This is a genomic window from Pseudomonas sp. Ag1, assembly GCF_000278565.1.
Classification (GTDB): Bacteria; Pseudomonadota; Gammaproteobacteria; order Pseudomonadales; family Pseudomonadaceae; genus Aquipseudomonas.
In genome coordinates, this window is record NZ_AKVH01000106.1 from 92,502 (window position 1) to 119,449 (window position 26,948).

The following is a 26,948-nucleotide window of genomic DNA, read 5'->3' on the forward strand; positions in this document are numbered from 1 at the left end:
CTGCGGAGTGTTCCATGAATTACCTGATTTCCTTGGCCATCGGCCTGTTGGTCGGCGTGATTTACGGTGCCCTGGACTTTCGCTCGCCTGCGCCTCCTGCCATCGCCCTGATCGGGCTGATGGGCATGCTGATGGGCGAGAAGCTCTGGCCCATGGGCCGGCAAATGGTCAGCGCCTGGTTCTCCTGAAACCCTTTTTAACCTCGATGGATATTGGTCATGAAAGCACTGCAATTTTCCGCCACCGGCGATCTCGCTGCCCTTGCTTACGTCGACGTCGCCACGCCGGTGCCGGCGGCCGGTGAAGTCCTGGTGCAGATCAAGGCTGCCGGGCTTAACCCCAGCGACGTGAAGAACGTGCTCGGGCGTTTCCCCTACACCACCTTGCCACGCGTTCCCGGGCGGGACTTTGCCGGGGTGGTGGTGGAAGGCCCGCAGGAACTGGTCGGCCAGGAGGTCTGGGGCACGGGTCGCGACCTGGGTTTTTTCGCCGACGGTTCCCACGCCCAGTACCTCACCGTGTCGGCCAAGGGCGTGGCGCACAAGCCCAGCCACCTGAGCTTTGCCCAGGCCGCCAGTCTCGGCGTGCCGTACACCACGGCGTGGGATGCGCTTGAGCGCAGCGGTGTAACCAAAGGCACGCGCTTGCTGGTGATTGGTGCCAATGGGGCTGTAGGCAGCGCGGCTTTGGCCCTGGCGAAGATTCGTGGGGCCCAGGTGCTCGGGGCAGTGCGTCGCCCGGAACAGGTCGAGGCCTTGCGCGAGCAGGGTTTCGAGGGGCTGTTACTGGGCCAGCCGGAAGCGCTGGGAGGGCAGGTTAATGCGCTGTTCGGTACGGGCGCCGATGTGATCTTTGACACCACCGGCTTCTGGTTGCCGGCAGCGGTGGCGGCGCTGGCGCCTTTTGGCCGTATCGCGATCATCGCCGCGCCGGTGGACGGGCACGTGCAACTGCCGGCCCTGGCGTTGTATCGCAAGGGTGGTTCGGTGGTGGGGATCAATTCGCTGCTCTACAACTGCGAGCAATGCGCGGTGATGCTGGAGCAGTTCGGGCGGTTCTTCGATGAGGACTTGTTGCCGCTGCCGACCGGTTTGCGAGAAGTGTCGCTGGCCGACGGTGTGAAGTGCTTTGAGCAAGTGAACCAGGGCAGTGCCGACAAGATTATCTTCCTGCCCTGACCCGCTTATTGTGGGAGCGGGCTTGCTCGCGAATACGGTGTGTCAGCCAATACATTCGGCACTGATCCACCGCTTTCGCGAGCAAGCCCGCTCCCACATTTGATCTTTATTCAGGCTTCGGGAACGCCTTTTTCCCACGCCGACCAGTTCTTCAGAATCGCTTGTACCAGCGGATTACCAGTGCGATACAGGTTCTCCAGCGCCGGCACAAATCCGCCCTGGTCCGCATACTTCAGCAGGTTGTCCACTTCGCTGTAGCCCGGGTACGGCCGATCAAAGTCGGAACCGGCCCGCACCACCGCCAGGCGATTGATATCCACCAACCCTTCACGGCTGGCCCGCAGCAACGCTTCATAGGTGGAGTTGTCTTCCTGCTGGGTGGTGCAGTACACGCCTTTATTGTCCGTCAGCAATTTGGTCCAGACCTCGGCGCGCTCACTCAGGCGCGTCCCGGAGAACCAGGTATTGCCCGCCAGGGTGTCGCACCGGGTGACCTGGGGCGGCTGATTGGCAGGCGCGTACGGATAGTGTTTGCGCCAGGCCGTGGACTCCTTGCTTTCACTGAGCTCGACTTTTTGCGACAGCGCAAACGCCTTGGCTTGCAGCTTGGGATTGAGCTCGAACACTTCGGTCTTGTAGTCCAGCGGCGGCTTCTCGTTCGGCCCCTTGGTATTGATGCCGATATAGCCGGTCGGCCAGTCCTTCGGCGCGTCCCGTGAATCCAGTTCCCATTGGGTTCCGAATTCCACCAGGTAATGGGCCCACGCGGCGGTGCCGATGGTGCCATGGTGCGGGTTGATCCCGGCGATCCCGGCGATCAGGAAGTAGCTCTGGCGCAGGTCGAACTTGGGCGACAACGCCAGCGCCAGGGTCGAGGCGGCAGCGTTGGTCTGGCCCATGCCGGTCACCAGCAGGCACACGTCCTGGGTGTTGCAGCGGATCACTGGATACTCGGCCGACAAGCCTGGCACGCGAACTTCCTGCTTGAGTTCCAGGCGGTCGATCCAGTTCTGCGCTTCGGGGGCGAACATGGTGATCAGCATCACCTTGGGCTTGATCGGGGCCGGGGCATCAGCCAGCACGACATGCGGCAACAGCGCCCCGGCGGCCAGGCCGATGGCGATTGAAAGGCGGGTAAAGGTCTTCATCTACTGCTCCTTGTTCACACTCAGAATTGATAGCCCACACCGGCGTAGTAACCCCAGCCGTTGGAGCGGGCGCGGAAATTACCGTCGCCAAAGTTCAGCTCGCTGCCGTCCTCCCAGTTGCCGCCGTTGTGGAAGTAACGGCCTACCAGGGTGAAACGCAGGTGAGTGAACGAATACAACAGCACGTTTGTTGCAACCAGGGAGTTGGCGGTGCGCGCGGGGTTGTCTTTGTGCAGATCCGAGCCGAAATCGTAGTTGGTGAAGCCGATATAGGTCAGCGACGCACCATTGTCGAAGCTGCCGATGGGCACGATGTATTTCATCTGCGCACGGTAGCCGTCCCATGAGTATTCGTTGCTGGCGCCGTAGTTTTCCCACTGGTAACGGCCATAGAAGTTGGCCGACAGGTTGACCCGCGAGTGGGTCTCGATGTCGGTGCCCAGGCCGCTGTACAAGGTGTTGGCACGGTTGTCCTTGTTGCTGCCGTGGTCGTAGATCCAGTCAAACGCCACATACCATTCCTTGAACGGGCCGATGGCCAGGCTGCGACCGGCCAGGTAGTCGATGGAGATGCGCGGTTCGTGCTCCATGAACACCGGCGAGCCGTGGTCCCACGCGCCTTTGTCGTTGCTGTTGCCGATCCCGAAGATCTTCGGGATGTCGACGTAGCCATACAGTTCGAACGGGCCCTTGCGGCCGAAGTATTCGTACTCCAGGTACACGTCATCGGCGGGTTTGGGGCCGAAGCTGATGTCTTTGCTGCCGATCACCGTCAGGTCCTGGTTGAACCAGTCCGACAGGTACACGCCTTTTTTCGACGGGCTGGCTTCCGGGGCCAGGGCTTCGCCCTGTGCTGAGTCATCGGTGGGTTTTTCCTGCGCCAAAATGGGTCCGCTGAGTACTCCCGTAACGGCAGCCAGTAGCAGGGAAACAGCAAAAGGGGTAGCCGACGCGGATCGTCTGGAAGTGGGTTGCATTGAAAATCCCTGTTCGTACGCGGTTGGGGCCCGATTCTTCGGGTTGAGGTGAACCTGGTTGCCAAGTTCGTTCCGCAAACGTTTGCATAGGTTGTACCAATTTGTGTCAATTGCATGAAGGAATTGAGAAAAGTGGGAAATAGTCGGCCTTTTGGTCAGAAACGTAACGGACCGGGTAAAGGCGTGTGTGGCATCCTGCAGGACCTCGCACTGGGAGTCGCCCGATGTTCGATCACTATTTGAAACGCTGGAACCTGACACCCGAGGGTGACGCCATCATCACCCCCGGCAGCGACCTGCTGCCGGTGCGCTGGGACGGGCAGCCGGCGATGCTCAAGATCGCCCGCGAGCCCGAGGAAAAGCTCGGCGGCGAATTGATGACTTGGTGGGCCGGCAAGGGCGCCGCCCGCGTGTTTTTCCATGACGGCGATGCCGTGGTGATGGAGCGCGCAACCGGCCCGGGTTCGCTGATGCACATGGCCCTCAACGGCCAGGACGATGAAGCCAGCCGCATTGCCTGCGCCACCGTGGCGTTGTTGCATGCGCCGCGCCCGTCGCCACCGGCGGGCTTGCACTCATTGGAGCTCTGGTTCCGCTCCCTGTGGCTCGCCGCTGAGGGTAAAGGCGGGCGGATACGCGAGTGTGCCGCCACGGCGCGCAGCCTGCTGGCGTCACCTCAGGAACCGGTGGTGCTGCACGGTGATGTGCACCACGACAACATCCTCGATTTCGGCCCCCGGGGCTGGCTGGCGATTGATCCCAAGCGGGTGGCCGGCGAGCGTGGCTATGACTACGCGAATTTGATCTGCAATCCGGATTTGCCCACTTGCACCGATCCGGCGCGATTTACACGCCAGGTCGAGATCATCGCCGGGGCTGCGGGCCTGGAGCGCCAGCGCCTGTTGCAATGGGTGGTGGCGCACGCCGGTTTGTCGGCGGCGTGGTTTCTGGAGGATGACCAGAGACACCGCGCCGATGGGGAGCTGGAAGTGGCACGCCTGGCTCAATGCGCCTTGGTAAACGGCAGCGCCTGATCGCCATTGCGGTTAAACAGGTACATCGCGGTTTCCCGGCGATATTCGCTGGGCGTCTGGTTCATCTCGATGCGAAAGTGCCGGTTGAAGTTGGAGAGGTTGGCGTAACCCACTTCAAAGCAGATATCGGCCACTGACATCTCGCTTTGCAGCAACAGGCGGCAGGCGCGCTGCACCCGGAACTTGCGCATCAGGTCGATAAAGCCGTGGCCGGTGACGCGCTTGAAGAACCGCGAGAAGCCTGGCTCGCTCATGTCCAGCCGTTGGGCGATCACCGACAGCCGCAGGTCGCCGGTCAATTCCGTCATCAGGTATTCGAAGGCCTTGTGGATACGCTCCGAGCTGCGGGCATCCAGGCTTGGCGTGTAGCAGGCACTGGCCAGGCAATGGGCTTCCCCGGAGGGGGCCTGCCCCAAGGTATGCAGTAACTGGATGAACAGAATCAGGCGCGCGATCCCCTGAGCAGGGCCGATGGATTCCAGCAGTTGCGCGGCCTTCAGGGCGGTTTCACCGGTGAATTCCAGGCCGCGCCGGGCCCGGTCAAACAGGCCTTGCAGGTCGCCCAGCTCGGGCAGCGTGGTGCGCAGGGCCAGCAGTGCGGCGCCGTCGAACTGCAACACCACATCGCGCCCCGTCAGGTACTCGCCGGGGGCCAGGTCGCCGATCCAGTCGTGGGGCAGGTCGGGGCCGATCAGTGCGACATGGCCGGCGCCAAACGCACCGATATAGTCGCCCGCCACCAGCTTGCCGCTGCCGTGGCGGATCAGGTGGATTTCGAATTCGGGGTGATGGTTCCAGCGGGCGAGCTCGAACGGATAGTCATGTTCGTACCAGCGAAAGCCATGCTCGGGCTCGGCCAGAATCACTTCCAGCTCGGCGGGGCGCTGCTCGAAAAGGGCGGATCGGCTTGCAGGCATGGGCTTGGCCCTTCTGGGCTTTTTGGAATGGCACCAAAATACGCCCTTTGTCCAAGTAGCCGCTACCCCGGGTTTTGCCCGCCACTGATACTTTTTTGATCTTGGCGATGCGGTTAAAAAAGTATCAGCCAGGCATCCGCCATTCGTTTGTCCGGCTCCGGGCAAGCTGCTGTAATCGGGCCGTCAACAACAAAAACAATAAGTGGAAACCGCCATGCTCAAGATTCCGAAAGCGCTGTTCCTGCTCTCCGGCCTCACGCTCGCGATGGCCGCACATGCTGCCGAAACCGTGACCATCGCCACGGTCAACAACAGCGACATGATCCGCATGCAGCGCCTGTCCAAGGTGTTCGAAGAGCAGCACCCCGAGGTGAAACTCAATTGGGTGGTGCTCGAAGAAAACGTCCTGCGCCAACGCCTCACCACCGACATCGCGACCCAGGGCGGCCAATTCGACGTACTGACCATCGGCACCTACGAAACCCCGTTGTGGGGCGCCAAGCACTGGCTGGAACCGATCACGCCGCTGCCCGCCGACTACGACGTGGAAGACATCTTCCCCGCGGTACGCCAGGGCCTGTCGGTGAACAACACCCTCTACGCGTTGCCGTTCTATGGCGAAAGCACCGTCACCTATTACCGCACCGACCTGTTCAAGCAGGCCGGCCTGGCGATGCCCGAGCATCCGACCTGGACCCAGCTGGGGGAGTTCGCCGCCAAGCTCAACCAGCCCGCCAAGGACCAATACGGCATGTGCCTGCGGGGCAAGGCCGGCTGGGGTGAAAACATCGCGTTGCTGAGCACCATGGCCAACGCCTTTGGTGCACGCTGGTTCGACGAACAATGGAAACCCGAGCTGACCAGTCCCGAGTGGACGGCGGCGGCGAACTTCTACGTCAACACCCTGAAAAACTATGGCCCGCCGGGCGTCTCCAGCAACGGTTTCAACGAAACCCTGGCGCTGTTCAACAGCGGCAAATGCGCGATCTGGGTCGACGCCAGCGTTGCCGGCTCGTTCACCACCGACAAAACCCAAAGCAAAGTCGCCGACAGCGTGGGTTTTGCCGCCGCACCCACCGAGGTCACCGACAAGGGTTCGTCGTGGCTGTACGCCTGGTCCCTGGCGATCCCGGCCACCTCCAAACACAAGGACGCCGCCAAGGCCTTCATCACCTGGGCCACCTCCAAGGAATACATCCAGCTGGTAGCGGATAAGGACGGCATCACCAACGTACCGCCGGGCACGCGCCAGTCCACCTACAACGCGGCGTACCTGGCCGCGGCGCCGTTCGCCAAGGTGACCTTGCAGATGATGCAACACGCCGACCCCGCGCACCCGTCGGCCAAACCCGTGCCGTACGTGGGCATCCAATACGTGACGATCCCCGAGTTCCAGGCCATCGGCACCTCGGTGGGCAAGCTGTTTTCGGCAGCGCTCACCGGCGGCATGACGGTCGACAAGGCACTGGCCGAGGCGCAGTCCACCACCGAGCGTGAAATGAAACGCGCCGGCTACCCGAAATAATCACCTCAGGGACACTGCATTGATGAATCGACTGGAAGGTAAAAGTGCGCTGGTCACCGGCAGCGCGCGGGGCATTGGCCGGGCGTTTGCCCAGGCCTACATCAACGAAGGCGCGACCGTCGCCATCGCCGACATCAACCTGGAGCGGGCGCGGGCCACCGCCACGGAGCTGGGCCCGAAAGCCTACGCGGTGGCGATGGATGTCACCGACCAGGCGTCCATCGATGCCGCGATTGCCGCCGTGGTGGCGCAGGCCGGCAAGCTCGACATCCTGATCAACAACGCCGCCTTGTTCGACCTGGCGCCCATCACCGACATCACCCGCGAGAGCTTCGACCGGCTGTTCTCGATCAACGTCGCCGGTACGTTGTTCACCTTGCAGGCGGCGGCCCGGCAGATGATCAAGCAGGGGCATGGCGGCAAGATCATCAACATGGCCAGCCAGGCCGGGCGCCGGGGTGAGCCTCTGGTGGCGGTGTACTGCGCGACCAAGGCGGCGGTGATCAGCCTCACGCAATCGGCGGGGCTGAATCTGATCAAACAGGGCATCAACGTGAACGCCATCGCGCCGGGAGTGGTGGACGGCGAGCATTGGGACGGGGTGGACGCGATGTTTGCCAAGCACGAAGGGCTGCCGCTGGGCGAGAAGAAAAAGCGCGTAGGAGCAGAAGTACCGTTTGGGCGGATGGGGACTGCCGAGGATTTGACCGGAATGGCGGTTTTCCTCGCGTCCAAAGAGGCCGACTACGTGGTTGCCCAGACCTACAACGTCGACGGCGGCAACTGGATGAATTGAGCGGGACGCAGCTCCTCGAACCATCGCAGATCAAAAACTGTGGGAGCGGGCTTGCTCGCGAAAGCGGTGTATCAGTCAATCTAGCCGGCGACTGACACTCCGCATTCGCGAGCAAGCCCGCTCCCAAAGTTGATCTTCATTGTCCTGGGAAGGGGGCTTGGTCTTATTCGGCAAAGCTGCGATCAAAGAAGTACACTGCCCCAGGCTTCAGATTCTCCACTGTCGCCTGCGGCCGTCCGCCCTCGCCATGCTTCTTGCGCCCCGTCTCCCGCAAAAAACCGGCCTCGGTCAACTTCAGCAACCGCTGGCGGATACTGGTCTTCAGCACCGGCCGCGCCAATACCAGCGAAAAGATCGTAGTCGCCTCCGGCGCACTGAACTCATTGCCCAAAAACATCAACGGCAAGCTGCTGTACAGCGACTTGGAAAACAGCCTTTCCTGTACCGCTGCCACAATCGCGTTGTGATCGAAGGGCAGCTTGACCCCGCCAGTCGCCACGGCATCAACAGAGCACCACTTTTGATGCCCCCCCAGCTCCACCTCATCAGCCACGATCGCCAGGTAATAGGTCGACGACGACCAGCAGCGCGGATCGCGAAACGCATCGCCCACCGTCCCCACTTGCTCATACCAGGCCAGCGGCAACCCAACCTTGTCACTGGCCCGCAACCGCTCCACGGCATCCTGCAGGCTCAGATCTTGCACGCCGCCATTCACCACTACACCGGGCAAGGCCCAGTGCCCGGCGAAGGGCTCGGCGTCGCGCTGGTTGAGCAATATCTTCAGTTCCCCGGATGCACGGCAATAGAACAGCACGCACAAGTCCACGGTGTGCAGGTAGGCGCTAAGGGTTGGGGCGTGGTCTGGCATGTCGGGTCCTGTTGGCAGCGGTGGGGCACAGTCTAACGGATCAAACGGGTGTGTCGTGTACTTGATCCAGGATAGATAACAAAATGTTTCTTGCCATGAAAGTACATGACGTGTACTTTTATATCCAGGCCACAGGAGAACACGACCATGACCGTCTCTAAGAACGCTATCGCCTCATTCGACGTTGACGCCCAGAAGAGCTTCACACCGCTGTGCCCCAACGAATTGCCGGTCGCTGGTGGTGACCAGATCGGCGCCGAGCTCAATTACATGGCCAGCCTCGCCGCGCGCCGTGTCGGCAGCAAGGACGCCCATACCCCGCACGCGCCCTGGGTGGTGCAACAGCACAGCGAGATGCTGCAACCCACCGGGCTGGTACATGCCGATGTCACCTGGGTCGCCCACTGTGTGCCCGGCACCGAAGGTTTCACCCTGTTGGACGAATTGCCCACGCCCTATGACTACGACTACTTCATCTGGAAGGGCGTCGAACCCGACCTGCATCCCTACGGCGCCTGCTACCACGACCTCCACGACAAACTCTCCACCGGCGTTATCGAATACCTCAATGCCCAGGGCATCCAGCGTGTGATTGTCGGCGGCCTGGCCCTGGACTACTGCGTCAAGACCACCGCCTTGCAACTGCTCAAGGCCGGTTTCGAGGTGATCCTGCACCTGCCGGCATGCCGTGGCATCAGCGAGGAGGGCGGTGTGCAGGCGGTCAGCCATTTGCAACAAGCAGGCGTTGTAATTACCCGCAATCGGGAAGAACTGGCCGCGATGGCCGCGCGTTAAGGAGTACCTCATGGAAAGTGCATACGACTACGAAAACGCTGTGATCCAGGGCCTGCTGGACACCGACTACTACACCTTCACCATGATGCAGGCCGTGTTGCACCAGCACCCGAATGTCGATGTGGAATACCAGTTCATCGTCCGCTCCAGAGAGAAACTGGGGCACCTGATTCCCGAGCTGCGGGTGGAGCTGGAAAAACTCGCCGGCCTCAGCATGCGCGAAGGCGAGCTGCGCTTTCTGTTCAACCAGCGCCGTGAGTACTTGACCCCGGATTTCGAGCGCTTCCTGGGGCTGTTCCGCTTCAACCTGCGCTATATCCACGTCAGTGAAATCGACGGCCAACTGAACGTCCGCGTGGTCGGCCCGATGCTGCACTGCATCATGTTCGAACAGCCGGTATTGGCCCTGGTCAGCGAGCTGCGCAACCGCGACAAATACCCCGACGTCAGCCTCGAAGACGTCACCCGCAAGCTCTACCAGAAATTCGACTGGCTGGAGAAAAACCTCACCCGCGACGAACTGGCCGACCTGCGTGTCTCGGACTTCTCCACCCGCCGGCGGTTGTCGTTCAAGGCCCAGCGTGAAGTGGTCGACATCATGCGCCGCGACTTTCCCGGCCAGTTCATCGGCACCAGCAATGCGCACCTGGCCTACGAATTCGACCTGCCGCTGATCGGCACCATGGCCCACCAGTGGCTGATGGTGCACCAGCAACTGGGGCGGCTGCGGGAAAGCCAGAATGCGGCGCTGGAAAACTGGGTGCGCGAATACCGTGGGCGCTTGGGTATCGCCCTGACCGACTGCATCAGCACCGACTTTTTCCTCAAGGATTTCGACCTGTACTTTGCCAAGCTGTACGACGGTTTGCGCCAGGACTCCGGTGACCCGATCGTCTGGGCCGACAAGGTGTTGGCCCGCTACAAGGAGCTGGGCATCGACCCGATGACCAAGGACCTGATGTTCTCCGATGGCCTGAATTTCGAGAAATGCCTGCCGATCCTGCGGCACGTGCGGGGCAAGGCCAAGTTCGGCTTTGGCATGGGCACCAGCCTGGCCTGTGATGTCGACGGAGTGGAGCCGCTGAGCATCGTGATGAAACTGGTGCGGGTGCACGGCGAGCCGGTGGTGAAATTCTCCGATGACCCGATCAAGAACGTCTGCGAAGACGCCTCGTTCCTGCAGTATGCGGCGCAGGTGTTCAACGTCGGCAACGTCAATCCGCAACTGGGGGTGTGACATGGACACTCAGGCACGTATCGCACAAGAACTGAAGATCAACCGGCTGCTCGGCAAGGGAGGCGAGGGCGCTGAGCTGCAACGGCGCATCGACTTCATCAAGGGCACCTTGCGCCAGTCCGGCTGCCATGCGCTGGTGCTGGGCATCAGCGGCGGTGTCGACTCATTGACCGCCGGGCGGCTGTGCCAACTGGCAGTGGAACAACTGCGCAACGAAGACTACGAGGCGCGGTTTATTGCCATGCGCCTGCCCTATAAAACCCAGGCGGACGAGCGCGACGCCCAGGCTTCCCTGGACTTTATCGCACCGGACCGGATCGAGACGCTGAACATCGCCGCCTGCGTCGACGGGCTGATGGGCAGCCTGTCTGCCGCGCAAGCCAGCGCCGAACGCATCGACTTTATCAAGGGCAACGTCAAGGCCCGGGCGCGGATGATGGCGCAGTACGCCGTGGCGAACCTGCACAACGGCCTGGTGGTGGGCACCGACCATGGCGCGGAGGCGCTGATGGGATTTTTTACCAAGTTCGGTGACGGCGCCTGCGACCTGGCGCCGCTCTCAGGGCTGACCAAGACCCAGGTGCGCCTGCTGGCCAGCGCCCTTGGCGGGCCACGGCAGTTGGTGGCCAAGGCACCGACCGCCGACCTGGAAGAACTGGCACCGGGCAAGCCGGATGAGTTGGCGTATGGCTGCAGCTATGACGAGATCGACCGCTACCTGATGGGCGAGGCAGTGAGTGAGCGGGTGAGGGCGATTGTCGAGAGCGCCTACCTCAAGACCGCCCACAAGCGAGCATTACCGGCTGTTCCCGACTAAGACTTCCTGTTCCTTCCCGGCACTGTTGACGTTGACCGTACGCGCCACGCTCACGCGGTCACCGTCAAACCCGCATACCACCCGATCGCGAAACGCGGTTTGCGGGTAGATCCAGGTCATCTCCAGCGTCCTGGTATCCAGCCAGCGCGCGCCGGCAACGATCTGCGCATCCTTGAACTCATAACCGTGGTGCAACGCCCGGCCCGGCATGTTGGTGGTGCCGGCGATCCAGTGATCAATCCCCACCTCTAGGGCATGAGTCGCCTTGCTGTCGGTCAGTTGGAAGCGCAGTACATTGCCTTCGACGGCGAACGCCAATTGCTGCACATCCAGCCCGTTGGGCTCTACCTGATACACGCCCGTGAAATCTCTCGGCCCTGCACACGCTGAAAGCAACTCAGGCCGCTGTGCCATGCTCGCCAGACGTTGCTCCAACCGTGAATCCGCTTCGGGTTTGACCGTGCAATCATCGCCAAACGCCGCCGGAAAATGCCGCTCGACAAACGGAATCAGCTCCGCCGAATTCTTCATCCCGCCGATCACCACCAGCGTTGCACCGTACTCGCGGAACACCATCGCCATCTGCACAAACACCCCGACAGCGCTGAAGGCGTGTGCCGGTTTCATCATCCAGTGATAACCGTAGCGGCTGTCCGGCCCGCCTTGTGGTCGGGTGGCCACTGCAACCCAGGCCGCCGGTAGAACCTGCTTGCCATGCCACACGCCGCCTTGTGCATGCAGCACACCCAGCTTGAGCATGGCCGAGGTCGGCGCCTTCAAGCCATTGCCGCCGGGATTCACGCCATCGGGGCCGATGTCCCAGCTTTCATTATGGATATCCAGCGGTACAAACAGCCGGGGCTTGAGGTACGCGTGCAAGGTTTGCCCGGTGACCTTGTTGATCAGCGCCGAGAGCATGTAGCTGGCCGCACTCGTATAGACGTAGGTGGTGCCCGGTGCATAGGCCAGCGGGATCTTGAAGAACTCGGCAATCCAGCTGGTCTCGATCCCCCGCCACACTGAACCCGAGGTATTGGCGGCGTGGCCGGTGCGCATGGTCAGCAGGTGTTCTACGGTCATGTCCGCCAGGCGCGGGTCGGCACCCACCGGCACACACTCCGGAAAGAACGCCACCAGCCGGTCATCCAGTTTCAGCAAGCCTTCATCCACGGCCAGGCCAATGGCGCAGGCGGTGAAGCTCTTGGCCACGGAGTGCAATACCCGTGGCTCGTTGGGATCCACCGGCCAGCTCCAGCCTTCGGCGACTACGTGGCCGTGGCGGTGCAGCATCAGGCCTTGCAGGTCGAGGCCGGCCGCTTTCACTTCATCGAGAAAGGCAATCAGGTGCTCGGGATCAACGCCGACGCTGCTGGCGCTGGCGCGGGACAAACCATCGTAGGACATGGGCATAAACAGGCTCGTAGGGGGAGGGAAATCAACGACTGCGGTGCACCAGCCGCGAATAGGAAATCAGCATGCTGGTCAGTTCCTGGCTGACGCTGGTGAGCGGCGATGAACGGCGGCTGATCAGGCATACATCACGGGTCGCCAGCGGTTCTTCGATGGCGATGGTGGTCAGGGCGCTGGAAAACAGCTTCATCCCCGGCAGCATGCGCGGCTCGATGGTCAGGTAATCGGTTTCCGAAACGATGTGCAGGGTTTCCAGCAACGAATCAGTGGTGATCGCAATCTTTGGCGGCGCCAGGCCCTGGGTACGGAACAGCTCGATCAAGCGGTTCTCCGCGCCGCCCACTACGCCGGCCGGGCGTACGCTGATCCACTGGCAGTCGGTGAGGGCTTGCACGGATTTTGCGTGGGCCTGCGGGTGGCCCTTGCGCGCAATGATGCCGGCGTTTGAGCTGTAGAGGCGGTCGATGGCCAGGTCGATATCGGCCACGTTGGGCGCCAGCGGGCACAAGACGAAATCCAGGCGGCCATCGCGGACTTTTTCCACCAGGCCCTTGGTGGTGCCGCTGGCCACGTGCACCTGCATGCGCGGGAAGCGCTGGGTGAAATTGCTCAATACCGGCAGCAGCAATTCGGCCAAGGGTTCGGAGGTGACGCCCAGGGCGATATGGCCTTCGGGCTCGCCTTTCCAGGGTTGCAGGTCGAGCAGGGCACGTTCGCAGTCGAGAGTGATGGAACGGGCACGGGCCAGGAACACCTCGCCGGCCGGGGTCAGGTTGATGCCTTGGTTGGAGCGTTGCAGCAGCACCACCCCGAGTTCCTTTTCGAGGGTCTGGATTGACTGGGTCAATGTGCTTTGGGCCACATCCAACTGGCGTGCGGCCGAGCGGAAGCTGCCTTTTTCAACCACGGAGCAGAACGCGCGAAGATGGGTGAGGGTCATGACGGTGGGCTCGCTCAGTGCTGCATTTAAACCATTGAATGCCAGCCAGCTTATCTGATGACTATAGGTGAGCACAGATCGGTCTGGATGATCGCGATCATTATTTCTGATCAGGAAAACCCCATCTTTTCCAGCTCAAGGCCCTGATTTCTCGGTACGGTAAGGCCAGGGCAACCCACGGACGGTTGATGATCGGATAAACCGAGCCCGATCACTCGGAGCGTTCTTCTCAAGTTGATCGGGTGGCGAATAAGATCGTTCCAGGAACATTCGCAAACCGTAATCAGCGACTAAAACAACAACAACTATTCAGGTGTTCGGCCGTGCCTCTTTTTGGGTCCTGCCAGCGTCCGAACCCAAGCGTAAGGATCATTCAAGGTGCATTTATCATGAACAAGACTTTATTCCTGGCTGGCGCCTTGTCCGCCGCGCTGGTGGGCACTGCCCACGCCGAGAATCTATTGAAAGTCGCGTTGAACGCCGACATTCGCAGCACCGAGCCAGGCGTCAACCGTGACACCAATTCCGACGCCGTCATCTTGCACATTACCGAAGGACTGGTGGCCTTCCGTGAAGATGCCACCGTCGGCCCGCTGCTGGCCAAAGACGTGCAGGTGTCCGACGACGGCCTGCGCTACACCTTCCACCTGCGCAACGGGGTCAAGTTCCAGAACGGTGCGCCACTGACCTCCGCCGAAGTGCTGTGGACCTGGAAACACTACCTCGACCCGAAAACCCAATGGCGCTGCGCCCCTGAATTCGACGGCCATGGCGGCGCGAAAATCGTCGACATGAGCGCCCCGGACCCACTCACCGTGGTGTTTACCCTGGACAAGCCCAACGGCCTGTTCCTCACCAGCACCGCGCTGCCGGAATGCGGTGGCAGCGGCATCCTGCACCCCGACTCGGTGGTCGACGGCCAGTGGAAAGCCCCCATCGGCACCGGCCCGTTCCGCCTGGGCGAGTGGAAGCCCGGCCAATACATCGACCTGCTGCGCAACGCCAACTACACCCCGCGGGACGAGAAAGAGCCGGATGGCTACACCGGCAATAAAAACACAACCCTCGACCGCGTGCGCCTGCTGGTGATCCCGGACCCGGCGGCGGCCAAGGCGGCCTTGCTGTCGAAGAACGTCGACCTGCTGATTGACGTCACGCCGCTGGACGCCACCGAACTGGCTGCCAACCCCGGCATCAAGGTCACCTCCAGCGGCACCATGTCAGTCAACGCGTTGCTGTTCCAGACCCGCGACCCCTTGCTCAAAGATGTGCGCCTGCGCCAGGCCATCGCCCATTCGCTGGACTCCGCACAAATCGTCGCCGCCCTGACCGGTGGCCGTTCCCAGGCCAACAATTCGATGGTCGCCAGTGGCAGCCACTACCACCAGGCAATCGAGAACCAGGGCTTCGATTTCGACCCGGCCAAGACCGCCCAACTGCTGCGGGAAGCTGGCTATAAAGGCCAGCCAATCAAACTGATCGTCAACAAGCGCTACGCCGCGATCTTCGACATGGGCGTGTTCGTGCAAGCCATGGCCAAGGCCAGCGGCATCAACCTGGAACTGGAAACCCTGGAGTGGGGCACCCAGCTGGAGCGCTACCAGACCGGCAACTACCAGATGATGGCGTTCCCGTATTCCGAACGCCTTGACCCGGCCCTGAGTTTCGACTCGATGACCGGCGACAAGGACAAGGAAGCGCGCAAGGTCTGGGACAACCCCCAGGCCCAGGAATGGCTGCGTGAAGCCCAGCGCGAAGGCGATATCAGCAAGCGCCAGGCGCTGTTCGACCAACTGCATCAGCAGATGCTCAAGGACGTGCCGATGATCCCGATGTACAACGGCAACGCCATCGCCGCCAGCCGTGATTACGTCAAAGGCCTGCGCACCTGGCCGGTGTCCAAGCCGCGCCTGTGGACCGTCAGCGTGCCTGCGACCGGGAGTAACTGAGGATGTTGCGTTTCATCTTTCAACGGCTGGCGATGTCGATCCCGACTTTGCTGCTGATCTCGCTGATGGTGTTCGCGATCATCCGCCTGGTGCCCGGTGATCCGGCGCTGCTGATGCTCGGCGACATGGCCGATGCCCACAGCCTGGAGGTCGCCCGTGCGTCCCTGGGCCTGGACCAGCCGCTGCCGCTGCAGTTTGTGATCTGGCTCAAGGCGGTGCTCAGCGGCGACCTCGGGCATTCCATCACCACCAATGAAGCGGTGTTGCCGCTGATCCTTGACCGCTTCCAGGTGAGTGCCGGGATCGTGCTGGTCTCGGTGTTGCTCGCGGCGTTGATTGCGGTACCGGCGGGCTTGCTCTCGGCGTGGAAACAGAACAGTTCCCTGGACTTTGGCGTGGTCTCCACCGCGACCCTGTTGCTGTCGATCCCGAGTTTCTGGCTGGGCCTGCTGTTGCTCTACGCGTTCGGCATCAAGCTCGGCTGGCTGCCGGTGGTGGGTTACGTGTCGTTCGGCCAATCGCCGTGGCAGGCCTTGAGTTTTATCGTGCTGCCGATTGTCACGCTGACGTTGGTGGAACTCGGCGCGATCACCCGCATGGCCCGGGCCAGTGCAATTGAAGTGCTGCGCCTGGAGTACATCACCCATGCCCGCGCCAAGGGTTTGTCGGAGCGGGCGGTGTTGTGGCGCCATGCGCTGCGCAACTCGTTTGCACCGACCCTGACCCTGATCGGCCTGATCCTCGGCAACCTGCTCAGCGGCATCGCGGTGCTCGAAACCGTGTTCACCCTGCCAGGTATCGGCCGGCTGATGGTCGACGCCATCTACGCCCGGGACTACCCCGTGCTGCAAGGCTGCCTGCTGCTGGTGACCTTTGTTTATGTGCTGGTCAACCTGTTGGTGGACCTGCTGTACCCGCTCTTCGACCCCAGGGTTAAGTTATGAATAAGCCTCTACCTGTCGCACCCGAGGTGCTGTTGCCGGCACCGGCGCGTGCCCCCAGGGCCTGGCGTGTGCCGCCGCTGAACGCGCTGATCGGTGCGCTGCTGCTGGCCTTGTTGTTGATCATGGCCTTGCTGGGCCTGGTCTGGACGCCCCATGACCCGTTGGCCTTGAACCTGCTGGCGCGCTTGCAGGCGCCCACCGCCGCGCACTGGCTGGGCACTGACGAGTACGGTCGCGACGTGCTGAGCCGCCTGATGATCGGCGCGCACACCAGCCTGTGGGTGAGTGTGTTGACGGTGACGCTGGCGATCACCGCCGGCACGGTACTGGGCCTGCTGGCCGGGTTCCTGCGGGGCTGGGTCGACCGGGGCTTGATGATGGTCAACGATGCGTTGCTGGCGTTTCCCGGGATCCTGCTGGCCCTGGGCTTGATGGCGATCATCGGCCCGAGCCTGTACGGCATCGTGTTTGCCTTGAGCCTGGCCTACACACCGTCGGTGGTGCGGGTGGTGCGCGGCACGGTGTTGTCGTTGCGCGAGAAAGAGTTTGTCGAAGCCTCGCGGGTGATCGGTAACTCCGAGCTGTACACCGTGCTGCGGCACATCGCGCCGAACTGCGTGGCGCCGGTGTGCGTGCTGGCCACCAGTATGTTCGGCTGGGCGATCCTGGCGGAAAGCTCCCTGAGTTTCCTCGGCCTGGGCGTCCCGCCGCCGGCCGCCACCTGGGGCAACATGCTCGCCGCCAGCCGGCCGTATATCGCCACGGCCAGCTGGCTGGGGCTGTTTCCCGGTGTCTGCATCGCCATGGCGTTGCTGGCGTTCAACCTGTGTGGCGATGCCTTGCGCGATCGTCTCGACCCGCGGATGAGTAAATGACCATGACTGACATCCTTCTGGCAGTCGACAAGCTGAAAATCCGCGTGGGGGCCAACGGCCCGCTGGCGGTCAACGACCTGAGCTTCACCATCGCCCCCGGCGAAATCGTGGCGCTGGTGGGCGAGTCCGGCAGCGGCAAAACCATGGCCGCCCGCGCCGCCATCGGCCTGTTGCCACCGCCGCTTGCACAATGCAGCGGCCAGGTGCGTTTCCAGGGCCATGACCTGGGCAGCCTTGCGCCTGAGCAACTGCGCCAGTTGCGTGGGGCGAAGATCGGCATGGTGTTCCAGGAACCCATGGTGTCCCTCAACCCGTCCATGAGCATCGGCGAGCAAATGGCCGAGGGCCTGCGCCTGCACACCAGGCTGAGCGATGCGCAGATCCGCGAGCGCAGCCTGGAGATGCTCGGGCATATCGGCATCAAGGACGCCGAGCGTTGCCTGGCGGCGTTTCCCCACGAGTTCTCCGGCGGCATGCGCCAGCGCATCATGCTCGCCTCGGTGATGCTGCTGCGCCCGGCCTTGCTGATTGCCGACGAGCCCACCACGGCCCTGGATTGCCTGGCGCAACTGGACGTGTTGAAACTGATGCTCGACCTTACGCGCGAGCAGGGCACGGCGATCCTGTTTATCAGCCACGACCTGTCGCTGGTGGCGCGCTACGCCGACAAAGTGGTGGTGATGCGCGAAGGCCGCGCGGTGGAGCAGGGCACCATCGAGCAGATCCTGCTGGCGCCCAAGGCCGAGTACACCCGGCAACTGCTCGAGGCCCTGCCGCGGCGCGGCACCCTGGCAGCCTTGCCCAAGGCGGACCGGCCGTTGCTGACGGTCAAGGACGTGTGTATCGAGCACCCGGGGCCGCGCAGCCTGTGGGGCCGCAGCCAGTTCAAGCGGGTGGTGCATGCGGCCAACCTGTCCATCGCCCCGGGGGAAACCCTGGCGCTGGTGGGCGGCAGCGGCTCGGGCAAGACCACCCTCGGCCGGGCGATTGTCGGCCTGAACAGCCCGTGTTCCGGTGCCATCGAGTTTGAGGGCGTGGACATTCTCAAGGCCGGCAACCGCGACCATCGCCTGCAATGCCAGATGATTTTCCAGGACCCGTATTCGTCCCTCGACCCGCGCATGAAGATTGGCGACATCCTCGCCGAACCCCTGCGCCATGTGCCCGGCATGACGCCCGCGCAGCGTCGTGAGCGGGTGGCGAAAACCCTGGTGGACATCGGCCTGGCGGAACAGTTTGTCGACCGCTTCCCGCACCAGTTGTCCGGTGGCCAGCGTCAACGCGTGGCCATTGGCCGGGCGCTGGTGCGGCACCCGCGACTGGTGATTGCCGATGAGCCGATCTCGGCGTTGGACATGACCATCCAGAAGCAGATCCTCGAGCTGTTCGAACGCCTGCAGGCGCAGTACGGCTTTGCCTGCCTGTTCATCTCCCACGACCTGGCGGCGGTGGAACGCATCGCCCACCGGGTGGCGGTGATGAGCGAGGGCAGGGTGGTGGAAATGGGTGCCCGCGACGAGATCTTCGACCGCCCGCAGCACCCCTATACCCGCAAGCTGCTGGCCGCCGCCAGCCCCTTGGAGAAACTTGAAAACGGTGGCTACCGCATCCGCCAGGGCCCCGTACCGCTAGCGCTGTAACCCAGGACTGACGTCACCCGCCGCGCAAATCGCCGATTTGTGCGAACGGCGAAGCCATGCCCGAAGAACAATAAAAACACCAACCCCCACCCCACTGCCAGGAGCTAAAAAAATGAAAAAATCCCTGACTCAACTCATCACCGGCGTCGGCGTTGTCAGCAGCGGGCTGGTCCCGTCACTGGCCCATGCAGACTTCATCAAGGACAGCAGCGGTACGCTGGACTTGAAGAACTACTACTTCAACCGTGACTACCGCGAGGCCGCTTCCCAGTCGATGCGCGCCGAGTGGGCCCAAGGTTTTATCCTCGGTATCAAGTCCGGTTTCACCGAAGGCACCGTGGGCTTCGGCCTGGACCTGACCGGCATGCTGGGGGTGAAACTCGACTCCAGCCCGGGGCTGTCCGGCACCGGTTTGCTGCAGCGTGACAGCGACAAGAATGTCTCCGACGAGTACTCCAAGCTTGGGGTGACCGCCAAGGCCCGCTTCGCCAAAAGCGAGCTGCGTGTGGGCTACCTGGTGCCGGACCTTCCGATCCTGCAACCCAACACCAGCCGTCTGTTTCCGCAGTCCTTCAGCGGCACCCAGCTGGTGTCCAACGACATCAGCAACCTGAAAATCACCCTCGGGCAGATCGACCAGGCCAAGGACCGTGACTCCACCAACTACGAAGACATGAAGCTGACCACGGTGAGCAAGGTCTACAAGAGCACCGCCCTGAGCGACCAGTTTCGCTTTGCCGGTGGCGACTACTCGCTGACCCCAAACACCTTGCTCAGCTACCACTTCGCGGCGCTGGACAGCATCTACCAGCAGCAATACGTGGGCTTCAAGAACAACTTCGGCCTGGGGCCGGGCACGCTGAAAACCGACGTGCGCTACTTCAAGTCGGACAAGGACGGCGCGGGCCTGGCGGGCAAGGTCGACAACAGCGCCTTGAGCAGCCGCCTGACCTACCAGTACGGCGGGCACAGCATCGGCGGCGGCTTCCAGCAGCAATACGGCACCACGCCGTTTACCTACCTGGACGGCTCCATCACCTACCTGTTCACCGAGTACCAGTTCAGCAACTTCACCCAAACCAGGGAGCGAGCCTGGCACGCCCGCTACGACTACAACTTCGCCGATCTCGGCTTGCCGGGCCTGTTGTTTGGGATCAAGTACGCCAAGGGTGATTCGGCTGAAGTGCTCGGCTTCAACCGCGAAGGCCGCGAGTGGGAGCGCGACCTGGACCTGGGCTACGTGGTGCAGAACGGGCCCTTCAAGGGCGTGTCGATGCGCTGGCGCAATGCGCTGAGCAAAGGCAACTACTTCAACGACGTTAACGAGAACCGCGTGATGCTGGGTTACACCCTGGCGCTCTGGTAACCACCCACTGTGGGAGCGGGCTTGCCCGCGATGGCGGTGGGTCAGTCACGGAATAGGCTGGCTGACCCACCGCCATCGCAGGCAAGCCAGCTCCCACACTGATCGGATTACCAGATCAAGATAGTGTGGGCCGCCCTTACAGACGATCACGCCGGCTCGTTAATATTTCTTCAGCGTTCATCACTCGAATATCGAGATTTCCGGTTTATGAAACTTAAATCACACCCCTTGCTGCAAGCGACACAAGGCACCCACAGGCACGTGGACAGTGAGCATTACGGTGCAATGGGTGCAAGTCGAAAAATCTATATCCAGGCGGCGCTGCATGCCGACGAAACTCCGGCGCTGCTGGTGGCCGCGCACCTGCGCCGGCAATTGGCAGAACTGGAAAATGCCAACCGGCTGAATGCGCAAATCGTGCTGGTGGCCGTGGCCAACCCCACCGGGCTGAGCCAATACATCATGGGCGCGCCCAGCGGGCGTTTCGAACTGGGCAGCGGGCGTAATTACAACCGGGGCTTTCCGGTGCCGTACCAGGCAATCGCCGACAAGATCGAGCACCTGCTGGGCCAGGACATCGACGCCAACCGCCAACTGATCCGCCAGGCCTGGGGCGAATGTCTGCTGGACGCGGCGCCGCTGGACGAATTCCAGTCGCTGCAACGCACCCTGATGCTGCTGGCCCACGATGCCGACATCGTGCTGGACCTGCACTGCTCCCGCGAAGCGGCGATGCATGTGTACACCGGCGAGGCAGTGTGGGCGACCGTGGAGCCGCTGGCGCGCTACATCGGCTCTGAAGCCTCGTTGCTGGCCACCGATTCCCAGGCCAACTCGTTCGATGAGGCGCTGTACCTGCTGTGGGTCAACCTGCGTGAGCGGTTTGGCGATCGGTTTCCGATTCCGGACAGCAGCGTGGCGGTGACCGTCGAGCATCGTGGCCAGCGGGATGTGTCCTATGAACTGGCAGAACATGACGCCACGGCGATCATTGATTACCTGACCCACCTGGGCGCGGTTGAAGGCGCGCCACGGCCATTGCCAGCCCTGCGCAACCCGGCGACGCCGTTGGCCGGCAGCGAACAGTTTTATGCGCCGTGCGCCGGGGTGCTGGTACACCGGGCGGCGGTGGGCAGTCGCATCGAGGCCGGGCAGGCGTTGTTCGATATCGTTGATCCCCACAGTGGGCAGGCCACCACGGTTTGCAGCCACAACACCGGCGTGTTGTACATGCGCCGTGACGTGCGCTTTGTGAAGCCGGGGGATCCGCTGGGCCGGGTGTCCGGTGCCACGCCGATTCGCAGCGGCAAGCTACTCAGCGCCTGATTTGCCAGCTATGGAATACGGTCAAAATGTGGGAGCGGGCTTGCTCGCGAATGCGGAGGGTCAGTCGCCGGAGATGTTGTCTGACCCTCCGCATTCGCGAGCAAGCCCGCTCCCACATTGGGTCTTTGTTGTTCATTCATTATTTATTCGGCAGGACATCCCCACCATGCACCCCAACCCGGCAATCACCCTCGAAAACCAATTCTGCGCCCACAACTATTCCCCCTTGCCGGTGGTGATCGTCAAGGGCGAGGGCGTCTGGGCCATTGGCGATGATGACAAGCGCTACCTGGACATGATGTCGGCCTATTCCGCCGTCAGCCACGGCCATGTCCACCCGCGCATCCGCGCCGCCGCCGTGGCGCAGATCGACAAGGTCAGCGTGGTGTCCCGGGCGTTCTACAGCGAACCCTTGGGCAACTTCCTCAAGACCTTGTGCCGCATCACGGGCTTCGACTCGGCCCTGCCGATGAACAGTGGCGCCGAAGCTGTGGAAACCGCGATCAAGGCGGCGCGACGCTGGGGCTACCGGATCAAGGGCATCCCGGCCAATCAGGCCAACATCGTGGTGGCCGACAACAATTTCCACGGCCGCACCTCGACCATCGTCGGCTTCTCGTCGGAGGCGGACTACAAGGCCGACTTCGGCCCATTCTGCAACGGTTTCACCGAGGCGCGCTTCGGTGACATCGAGAGTTTCCGCCAAGCCATTACCGCCGACACCTGCGCGGTGCTGATCGAGCCGATCCAGGGCGAGGCCGGCATTCGCGTGCCGCCCGCAGGTTTCCTGCGGGAACTGCGCCAGCTGTGCGACCAGACCAACACCTTGCTGATCCTCGATGAGATCCAGTCCGGCCTGGGCCGTACCGGCAAGTGGTTTGCCTTCCAGCACGAAGGCATTCGCCCCGATGCATTGATCCTCGGCAAAGCCCTGGGCGGCGGGATCATGCCGGTGTCGGCGTTCGTCGCTGATCATTCGATCATGGACCTGTTCGACGCCGGCAGCCACGGCTCGACCTTCGGCGGCAACCCGTTGGCGGCGGCCATTGGCCTGGAAGCGTTGAAGGTGCTGGAAGAGGAGGGTTTGATCGATAACAGCGCGCAACTGGGCCATTACCTGGTGGAGCGCCTGAAGGCCATGCACTCGCCGGCCATCCGCGAGATTCGCGGGCGTGGCTTGTGGGTCGGCGTGGAACTGGACCGCGATGCGCGGCCCATCTGCGAAGCGCTGCTGGCCGAAGGGCTGCTGACCAAGGAAACCCACGAAAACGTACTGCGCATCGCACCGCCGTTGTCCATTACCCGCGAAGAACTGGACTGGGGCCTTGAGCGTATCGAGCGGGTATTCAAACAGCTATGAGTGAGTATCTCAGTCACCTCGACATCGACGGCCAGCGCTTTGCCTGGATCGACCTGCACCAGTTGCTGACCCCGACGCAACTGCAGCGCCTGCCGTATTCCGTGCGCATTCTCCTGGAAAACATTGCCCGCTGCGCCCCGGCTTCGTTGCCACAGGTAGTGGCGCGGGCCATCGGCGAAGGGCCGGATTGCGAGGTGCCGTTCCAGCCCAACCGGCTGATGTTCCACGACACCACGTGCCTGCCGGCCCTGGCGGATTTCGCCGGCATGCGCGATGTGGTGGCCGAGCTGGGCGGTGATCCACGGGCGGTGAACCCTTCGATCCCGGCGGTGCTGACCATCGACCATTCGGTGATCGTCGAGCACTACGCCGAGGCGGGCGCGGTGGATGCCAACCTGGACATCGATTTTCGCCGCAACAGCGAGCGCTACCGTTTTATCAAGTGGGCCCAGGCCAGCCTGGATAATTTCAAGGTGATCCCGCCGGGCACCGGGATCATCCACCAGATGAACATGGAGTCCATCGCCCAGGTGGTGTGGGAAAGCGCGCCGCGCAACGGCCACGTGCTGTTGCACCCCGACTGCATGGTCGCCACCGACAGCCACACGCCGATGATCAATGCCATCGGCGTGCTGGGCTGGGGCGTTGGCGGGCTGGAAGGGCAGGCGGCGATGCTCGGCGAACCGGTGCCGATTCCTTATCCGCAGGTGGTGGGCATTCGCGTCACCAATGCGTTGCGCGACGGCGTGACGGCCACTGACCTGGCACTGACGGTGACTGAACTGCTGCGCCGGCGCAGCATGGTCGGCAAGTTTGTCGAGTTCACCGGACCGGGCCTGGCGTCCCTGAGTTGGGCGGCGCGGGGCACCGTGGCGAACATGGCGCCGGAATACGGTGCCACCGTGGTGTTTTTCCCGTTTGATGACGAGACGCTGGCGTACCTGACCCTGAGTGCGCGCCCGCAGGCCTTGATCAACAAGGTCTCGGCCTACATGTCGGCGCAATCTCTGTGGCGCCGGGACGACGATCCCGAGCCGGTGTTCGATGAGTTGATCGAGCTGGATCTGGCGCAGGTTGAACCGAGTGTCGCCGGCCCGCATCAGCCCCATCAGCGCCAGTCCCTGGCCCACGCCGGGGCGTCGTTTCATCAGCATGTAAGCGCGCAAAAGCAGGATTTCTTCGAGCCGTCATTCCAGGTGCCGATCACCCATGGCGCGGTGGTGATGTCGGCCATCACCAGTTGCACCAACACCGCCAACCCGGCGCAGATGATCCAGGCCGGGCTCTTCGCCCGCAATGCCCATGCCCGTGGGCTGACGCGCAAACCGTGGGTCAAGACGTCGCTGTCGCCAGGCTCACGGGTGGTGGCCGATTACCTGGAAGCCGCCGGCTTGCTGGAGGATTTCGCCGCGCTGGGTTTCGACCTGGCGGGCTTTGGCTGCATGACCTGCATCGGTAATTCCGGCAGCCTCGAACGCCATGTCGAGACCTTCGCCGAGCAGGGCTTGAAAGGCGTGGTGGTGCTCTCGGGCAACCGCAATTTCGAAGGCCGGGTCAACCCGAAAGTCCCTGCCGGCTACCTTGCCTCGCCCGCGTTGTGCGTGGCCTATGCGATTGCCGGCAGCATCGACACCGACCTGTCGGCCCAACCGCTGGCGATGGATGCCCACGGCCAGCCGGTGTTCCTGCATGAGTTAATGCCCAGCGAAGCCGAGGTGGCCGCGCAAGTGGCGGCGGTGGTGCGCCCGGCGCTGTTTCACCAGCGCCAGGCACTGCTGTGGCAAGGCACTCACCATTGGCAGGCGCTGGAAGCCGACGCCAGCGTGCAGTTTGCCTGGCACCCGGCCTCCACTTACCTGCGCCGCCCGCAGTACCTTGCCGGGGTAACGCCGGTGCCGGCCGCGTCCTTGGCCATCAGCAACTCCCGAGCTTTGGTGGTGCTGGGGGATAACGTCACCACCGACCATATCTCCCCGGCGGGCACGATTCCGGCCGACAGCCTGGCCGGGCATTGGCTGCGGGAGCGCGGTGAAGCGCTGGCGGACCTCAACCAGTATTCGACCCGGCGCAGCAACCACGAAGTGATGGTGCGCGGCGCGTTTACCAACCCGCGCCTGAACAATCTGCTGTCCTGCGACCAGCCCCCGCGCCAGGGCGTCTGGGCCTGGAATGCCGACCGCAGCGACTACCTGCCGCTGTACCTCGCCGCGCAAAGCTACGCCGGTACACCCACCGTGTTGTTCGCCGGGATCAACTACGGTGCCGGCTCCAGCCGCGACTGGGCAGCGAAGGTCCTGACCCTGCTGGGGATCAAGGTGGTGGTGGCCCGCAGCATCGAGCGAATCCATCGCAGTAACCTGATCGGCATGGGCGTGTTGCCGCTGGTGTTCGATGAGGGCGCATCGGTGCAGGACTTGAACCTCGACGGCAGTGAGTCCCTGAGCTTCCTCGGCCTGGACGCGTTGCAGGTCGGCGACAACCCGATCACCTTGCAGATTGACCGCGCCACCGGTGAGACCACGCGTACCCCCCTGACCTTGCGCCTCGACTCGTTGCAGGAGGTTGGTTACCTTGAACACGGCGGCGTCTTGCCCTTCGTCATTCGCAAGACCGTGCAAAGAACCGTTCAAGGAGCGCGTAATGATTGACCCGCAGGTACTGCAACAACTGGCCCCCGAGGGTGTGCTCAGGGCTGCCATCAACTTTGGCAACCCGGTGCTGGCCCAGCGCGGCGAGGACGGCCAGCCCCAGGGCGTGTCGGTGGCGCTGGCCAGGGCCCTGGCCGATGAGTTGGCGGTCGACCTTGAGTTGATCACTTTTGATGCGGCGGGCAAGGTCTTCGCCGCGCTGGGCGATGACCGCTGGCGCGTGGCATTCCTGGCCATCGAGCCGGTGCGCGAGCAGGAAATAGCCTTCAGCGCGCCCTACGTGATCATCAAGGGTACGTACCTGGTGGCGGTGGATTCACCCCTGGGCAGCGTGACCCAACTCGATGCTCCGGGCCAACGCATCGCCGTCGGCCAGGGTGCCGCGTATGACCTGTACCTGAGCCGCACGGTGCAGCATGCCGAACTGGTGCGCGCGCCGACCTCGGCGGGTGCCGTAGACCTGTTTATCGAGCAAGGCCTGAACGCCGCGGCCGGGGTTCGGGATTACCTGCGAACCCGGCTGGATGAGCGCTGGCGCCTGCTGGAGGATGACTTCATGAGCATCAGCCAGGCGGTCGCGGTACCGGTAGCGCACGCAGCCGCTGCCGCGTTCGTCAAATCCTTTGTCGAACGGCAGAAAGCCAATGGTCTGGTAAGACAGGCGTTGTTGCGCAGCGGGCAAAGCCCGGAACTGGCGGCGCCTTAGAGACGGCGCAGGAAGGATTTGACGATTTGCTGGGTGGCCTGGGTGGTATCCAGGTCTTCCAGGCGTGTGTAGGGATGCCACTGGCATTCCTTGATTTCGCTCAGTGGCCGGGCTTCGTCGATATTCACCACCGACGCCTCGAACACATGGTGCAGGGTGTCGCTGGCCTTCAGCTCCTGCAATAACAGCAAACCGTCCACGTTCAGCCCGGTTTCCTCTTCCAGTTCTCGTGCGGCAGCACCTGCCGGGCGCTCATGGCGCTCGACCTTGCCGCCGGGCAATGCCCATTTCGATCGGGCTTTACGCACGAACAGGATGTGCCCGTCGTGCTCGCAAATCACCGTGGCCCTTATTTTCATCGTCTGTGCCCCCGCAGCTGGATGATTGTCATAAAAGTGTAATGCAATTGTCATGCTCAGTCTTTATCCGGCAGGGTGGAGAGGGGGCCGGAAAACACCGATACTGCCCCATCGAAAAAAACTCACCTGA

The 26,948-nt window shown here is 62.7% G+C and carries 24 protein-coding genes; 17 read left to right on the forward strand and 7 right to left on the reverse strand.

Annotated features, from left to right (window positions below):
- Positions 1-14 precede the first annotated feature (14 nt).
- Together A462_RS33590 and A462_RS10080 are read left to right on the forward strand one after the other, a co-directional pair.
- On the forward strand, positions 15-188 hold the full coding sequence (locus tag A462_RS33590; RefSeq protein WP_003208108.1) for a DUF1427 family protein: 174 nt from the start codon (positions 15-17) through the stop codon (positions 186-188).
- Between the two features lie 30 nt (positions 189-218).
- Positions 219-1,178 carry a quinone oxidoreductase family protein gene (locus A462_RS10080; protein ID WP_008437066.1) on the forward strand — a complete coding sequence of 320 codons (960 nt, stop codon included), beginning with the start codon at positions 219-221 and terminating at the stop codon, positions 1,176-1,178.
- 110 nt (positions 1,179-1,288) lie between these two features.
- On the opposite strand, the gene A462_RS10075 is transcribed toward A462_RS10080, so the two are convergent.
- Positions 1,289-2,326 carry a purine-nucleoside phosphorylase gene (locus tag A462_RS10075; protein ID WP_008437067.1) on the reverse strand — a complete coding sequence of 346 codons (1,038 nt, stop codon included), beginning with the start codon at positions 2,324-2,326 and terminating at the stop codon, positions 1,289-1,291.
- Positions 2,327-2,346: 20 nt separating this feature from the next.
- On the reverse strand, positions 2,347-3,303 hold the full coding sequence (locus tag A462_RS10070) for a nucleoside-specific channel-forming protein Tsx (protein WP_032899590.1): 957 nt from the start codon (positions 3,301-3,303) through the stop codon (positions 2,347-2,349).
- Positions 3,304-3,527: 224 nt separating this feature from the next.
- Here A462_RS10070 and A462_RS10065 point away from each other — a divergent pair, with 224 nt between their 5' ends.
- Positions 3,528-4,337: an aminoglycoside phosphotransferase family protein gene (locus tag A462_RS10065; RefSeq protein WP_008437070.1), complete on the forward strand. Its 810-nt coding sequence runs from the start codon at positions 3,528-3,530 to the stop codon at positions 4,335-4,337.
- On the opposite strand, the gene A462_RS10060 is transcribed toward A462_RS10065, so the two are convergent.
- Entirely contained in the window at positions 4,307-5,254 is a 948-nt protein-coding gene (locus tag A462_RS10060) for a helix-turn-helix domain-containing protein (protein WP_008437071.1), read from the reverse strand. The two genes, A462_RS10065 and A462_RS10060, sit on opposite strands and share 31 nt — an antisense overlap.
- Positions 5,255-5,468: 214 nt before the next feature.
- On the opposite strand from A462_RS10060, the gene A462_RS10055 reads away from it, so the two are divergent.
- Together A462_RS10055 and A462_RS10050 are read left to right on the forward strand one after the other, a co-directional pair.
- Complete coding sequence (locus tag A462_RS10055) at positions 5,469-6,779, forward strand: ABC transporter substrate-binding protein (RefSeq protein ID WP_008437072.1); 1,311 nt, start codon at positions 5,469-5,471, stop codon at positions 6,777-6,779.
- Between the two features lie 22 nt (positions 6,780-6,801).
- Positions 6,802-7,575: an L-iditol 2-dehydrogenase gene (locus tag A462_RS10050; RefSeq protein ID WP_008437073.1), complete on the forward strand. Its 774-nt coding sequence runs from the start codon at positions 6,802-6,804 to the stop codon at positions 7,573-7,575.
- Positions 7,576-7,738: 163 nt separating this feature from the next.
- Here the strand turns inward: A462_RS10050 and A462_RS10045 are convergent, their stop codons facing one another.
- Positions 7,739-8,446 (reverse strand): NUDIX hydrolase, encoded by a 708-nt coding sequence (locus tag A462_RS10045; RefSeq protein WP_008437074.1) that lies wholly within the window; start codon positions 8,444-8,446, stop codon positions 7,739-7,741.
- A gap of 147 nt (positions 8,447-8,593) precedes the next feature.
- Here A462_RS10045 and A462_RS10040 point away from each other — a divergent pair, with 147 nt between their 5' ends.
- The 3 genes from A462_RS10040 to nadE are packed head-to-tail and all read left to right on the forward strand — an operon-like array spanning position 8,594 to position 11,295.
- The gene (locus tag A462_RS10040; RefSeq protein ID WP_003208124.1) at positions 8,594-9,241 is read left to right on the forward strand and encodes a nicotinamidase; all 648 of its coding nucleotides are present in this window, start codon (positions 8,594-8,596) and stop codon (positions 9,239-9,241) included.
- 10 nt (positions 9,242-9,251) lie between these two features.
- Positions 9,252-10,478 (forward strand): nicotinate phosphoribosyltransferase, encoded by a 1,227-nt coding sequence (pncB, locus tag A462_RS10035; RefSeq protein ID WP_003208126.1) that lies wholly within the window; start codon positions 9,252-9,254, stop codon positions 10,476-10,478.
- Position 10,479: 1 nt separating this feature from the next.
- A complete protein-coding gene (nadE, locus tag A462_RS10030) occupies positions 10,480-11,295 on the forward strand; it encodes an ammonia-dependent NAD(+) synthetase (RefSeq protein WP_008437084.1) in 816 nt (271 codons plus the stop codon).
- On the opposite strand, the gene A462_RS10025 is transcribed toward nadE, so the two are convergent.
- Positions 11,275-12,705, reverse strand: a complete 1,431-nt coding sequence (locus A462_RS10025) for a serine hydrolase domain-containing protein (RefSeq protein ID WP_008437086.1) — start codon at positions 12,703-12,705, stop codon at positions 11,275-11,277. The two genes, nadE and A462_RS10025, sit on opposite strands and share 21 nt — an antisense overlap.
- A 25-nt stretch (positions 12,706-12,730) precedes the next feature.
- Positions 12,731-13,645, reverse strand: a complete 915-nt coding sequence (locus A462_RS10020; protein WP_003208132.1) for a LysR substrate-binding domain-containing protein — start codon at positions 13,643-13,645, stop codon at positions 12,731-12,733.
- Positions 13,646-14,034: 389 nt separating this feature from the next.
- On the opposite strand from A462_RS10020, the gene A462_RS10015 reads away from it, so the two are divergent.
- The 9 genes from A462_RS10015 to A462_RS09975 all read left to right on the forward strand — a co-directional run bounded on the left by A462_RS10015 (position 14,035) and on the right by A462_RS09975 (position 26,459).
- The gene (locus A462_RS10015; protein ID WP_008437103.1) at positions 14,035-15,594 is read left to right on the forward strand and encodes an ABC transporter substrate-binding protein; all 1,560 of its coding nucleotides are present in this window, start codon (positions 14,035-14,037) and stop codon (positions 15,592-15,594) included.
- Between the two features lie 2 nt (positions 15,595-15,596).
- Positions 15,597-16,538 carry an ABC transporter permease gene (locus tag A462_RS10010; RefSeq protein WP_003208135.1) on the forward strand — a complete coding sequence of 314 codons (942 nt, stop codon included), beginning with the start codon at positions 15,597-15,599 and terminating at the stop codon, positions 16,536-16,538.
- Complete coding sequence (locus A462_RS10005; protein ID WP_032899592.1) at positions 16,535-17,413, forward strand: ABC transporter permease; 879 nt, start codon at positions 16,535-16,537, stop codon at positions 17,411-17,413. The genes A462_RS10010 and A462_RS10005 overlap by 4 nt, the downstream gene beginning before the upstream one ends.
- A complete protein-coding gene (locus tag A462_RS10000; RefSeq protein ID WP_008437107.1) occupies positions 17,410-19,053 on the forward strand; it encodes an ABC transporter ATP-binding protein in 1,644 nt (547 codons plus the stop codon). The genes A462_RS10005 and A462_RS10000 overlap by 4 nt, the downstream gene beginning before the upstream one ends.
- Before the next feature lie 112 nt (positions 19,054-19,165).
- On the forward strand, positions 19,166-20,419 hold the full coding sequence (locus A462_RS09995; RefSeq protein WP_008437109.1) for an OprD family porin: 1,254 nt from the start codon (positions 19,166-19,168) through the stop codon (positions 20,417-20,419).
- Positions 20,420-20,626: 207 nt separating this feature from the next.
- Positions 20,627-21,745: a succinylglutamate desuccinylase/aspartoacylase family protein gene (locus A462_RS09990; RefSeq protein WP_032899594.1), complete on the forward strand. Its 1,119-nt coding sequence runs from the start codon at positions 20,627-20,629 to the stop codon at positions 21,743-21,745.
- Positions 21,746-21,911: 166 nt separating this feature from the next.
- On the forward strand, positions 21,912-23,105 hold the full coding sequence (gene rocD / locus A462_RS09985) for an ornithine--oxo-acid transaminase (protein WP_008437112.1): 1,194 nt from the start codon (positions 21,912-21,914) through the stop codon (positions 23,103-23,105).
- Positions 23,102-25,753, forward strand: coding sequence for an aconitate hydratase AcnA (acnA, locus tag A462_RS09980; RefSeq protein ID WP_008437114.1), 2,652 nt, complete (start codon positions 23,102-23,104; stop codon positions 25,751-25,753). The genes rocD and acnA overlap by 4 nt, the downstream gene beginning before the upstream one ends.
- On the forward strand, positions 25,746-26,459 hold the full coding sequence (locus tag A462_RS09975; RefSeq protein ID WP_008437122.1) for a transporter substrate-binding domain-containing protein: 714 nt from the start codon (positions 25,746-25,748) through the stop codon (positions 26,457-26,459). Before acnA ends, A462_RS09975 begins: the two co-directional genes overlap by 8 nt.
- Here A462_RS09975 and A462_RS09970 read toward each other — a convergent pair.
- The gene (locus A462_RS09970) at positions 26,456-26,818 is read right to left on the reverse strand and encodes an NUDIX hydrolase (RefSeq protein ID WP_032899596.1); all 363 of its coding nucleotides are present in this window, start codon (positions 26,816-26,818) and stop codon (positions 26,456-26,458) included. The genes A462_RS09975 and A462_RS09970 overlap by 4 nt on opposite strands.
- Positions 26,819-26,948 lie beyond the last annotated feature (130 nt).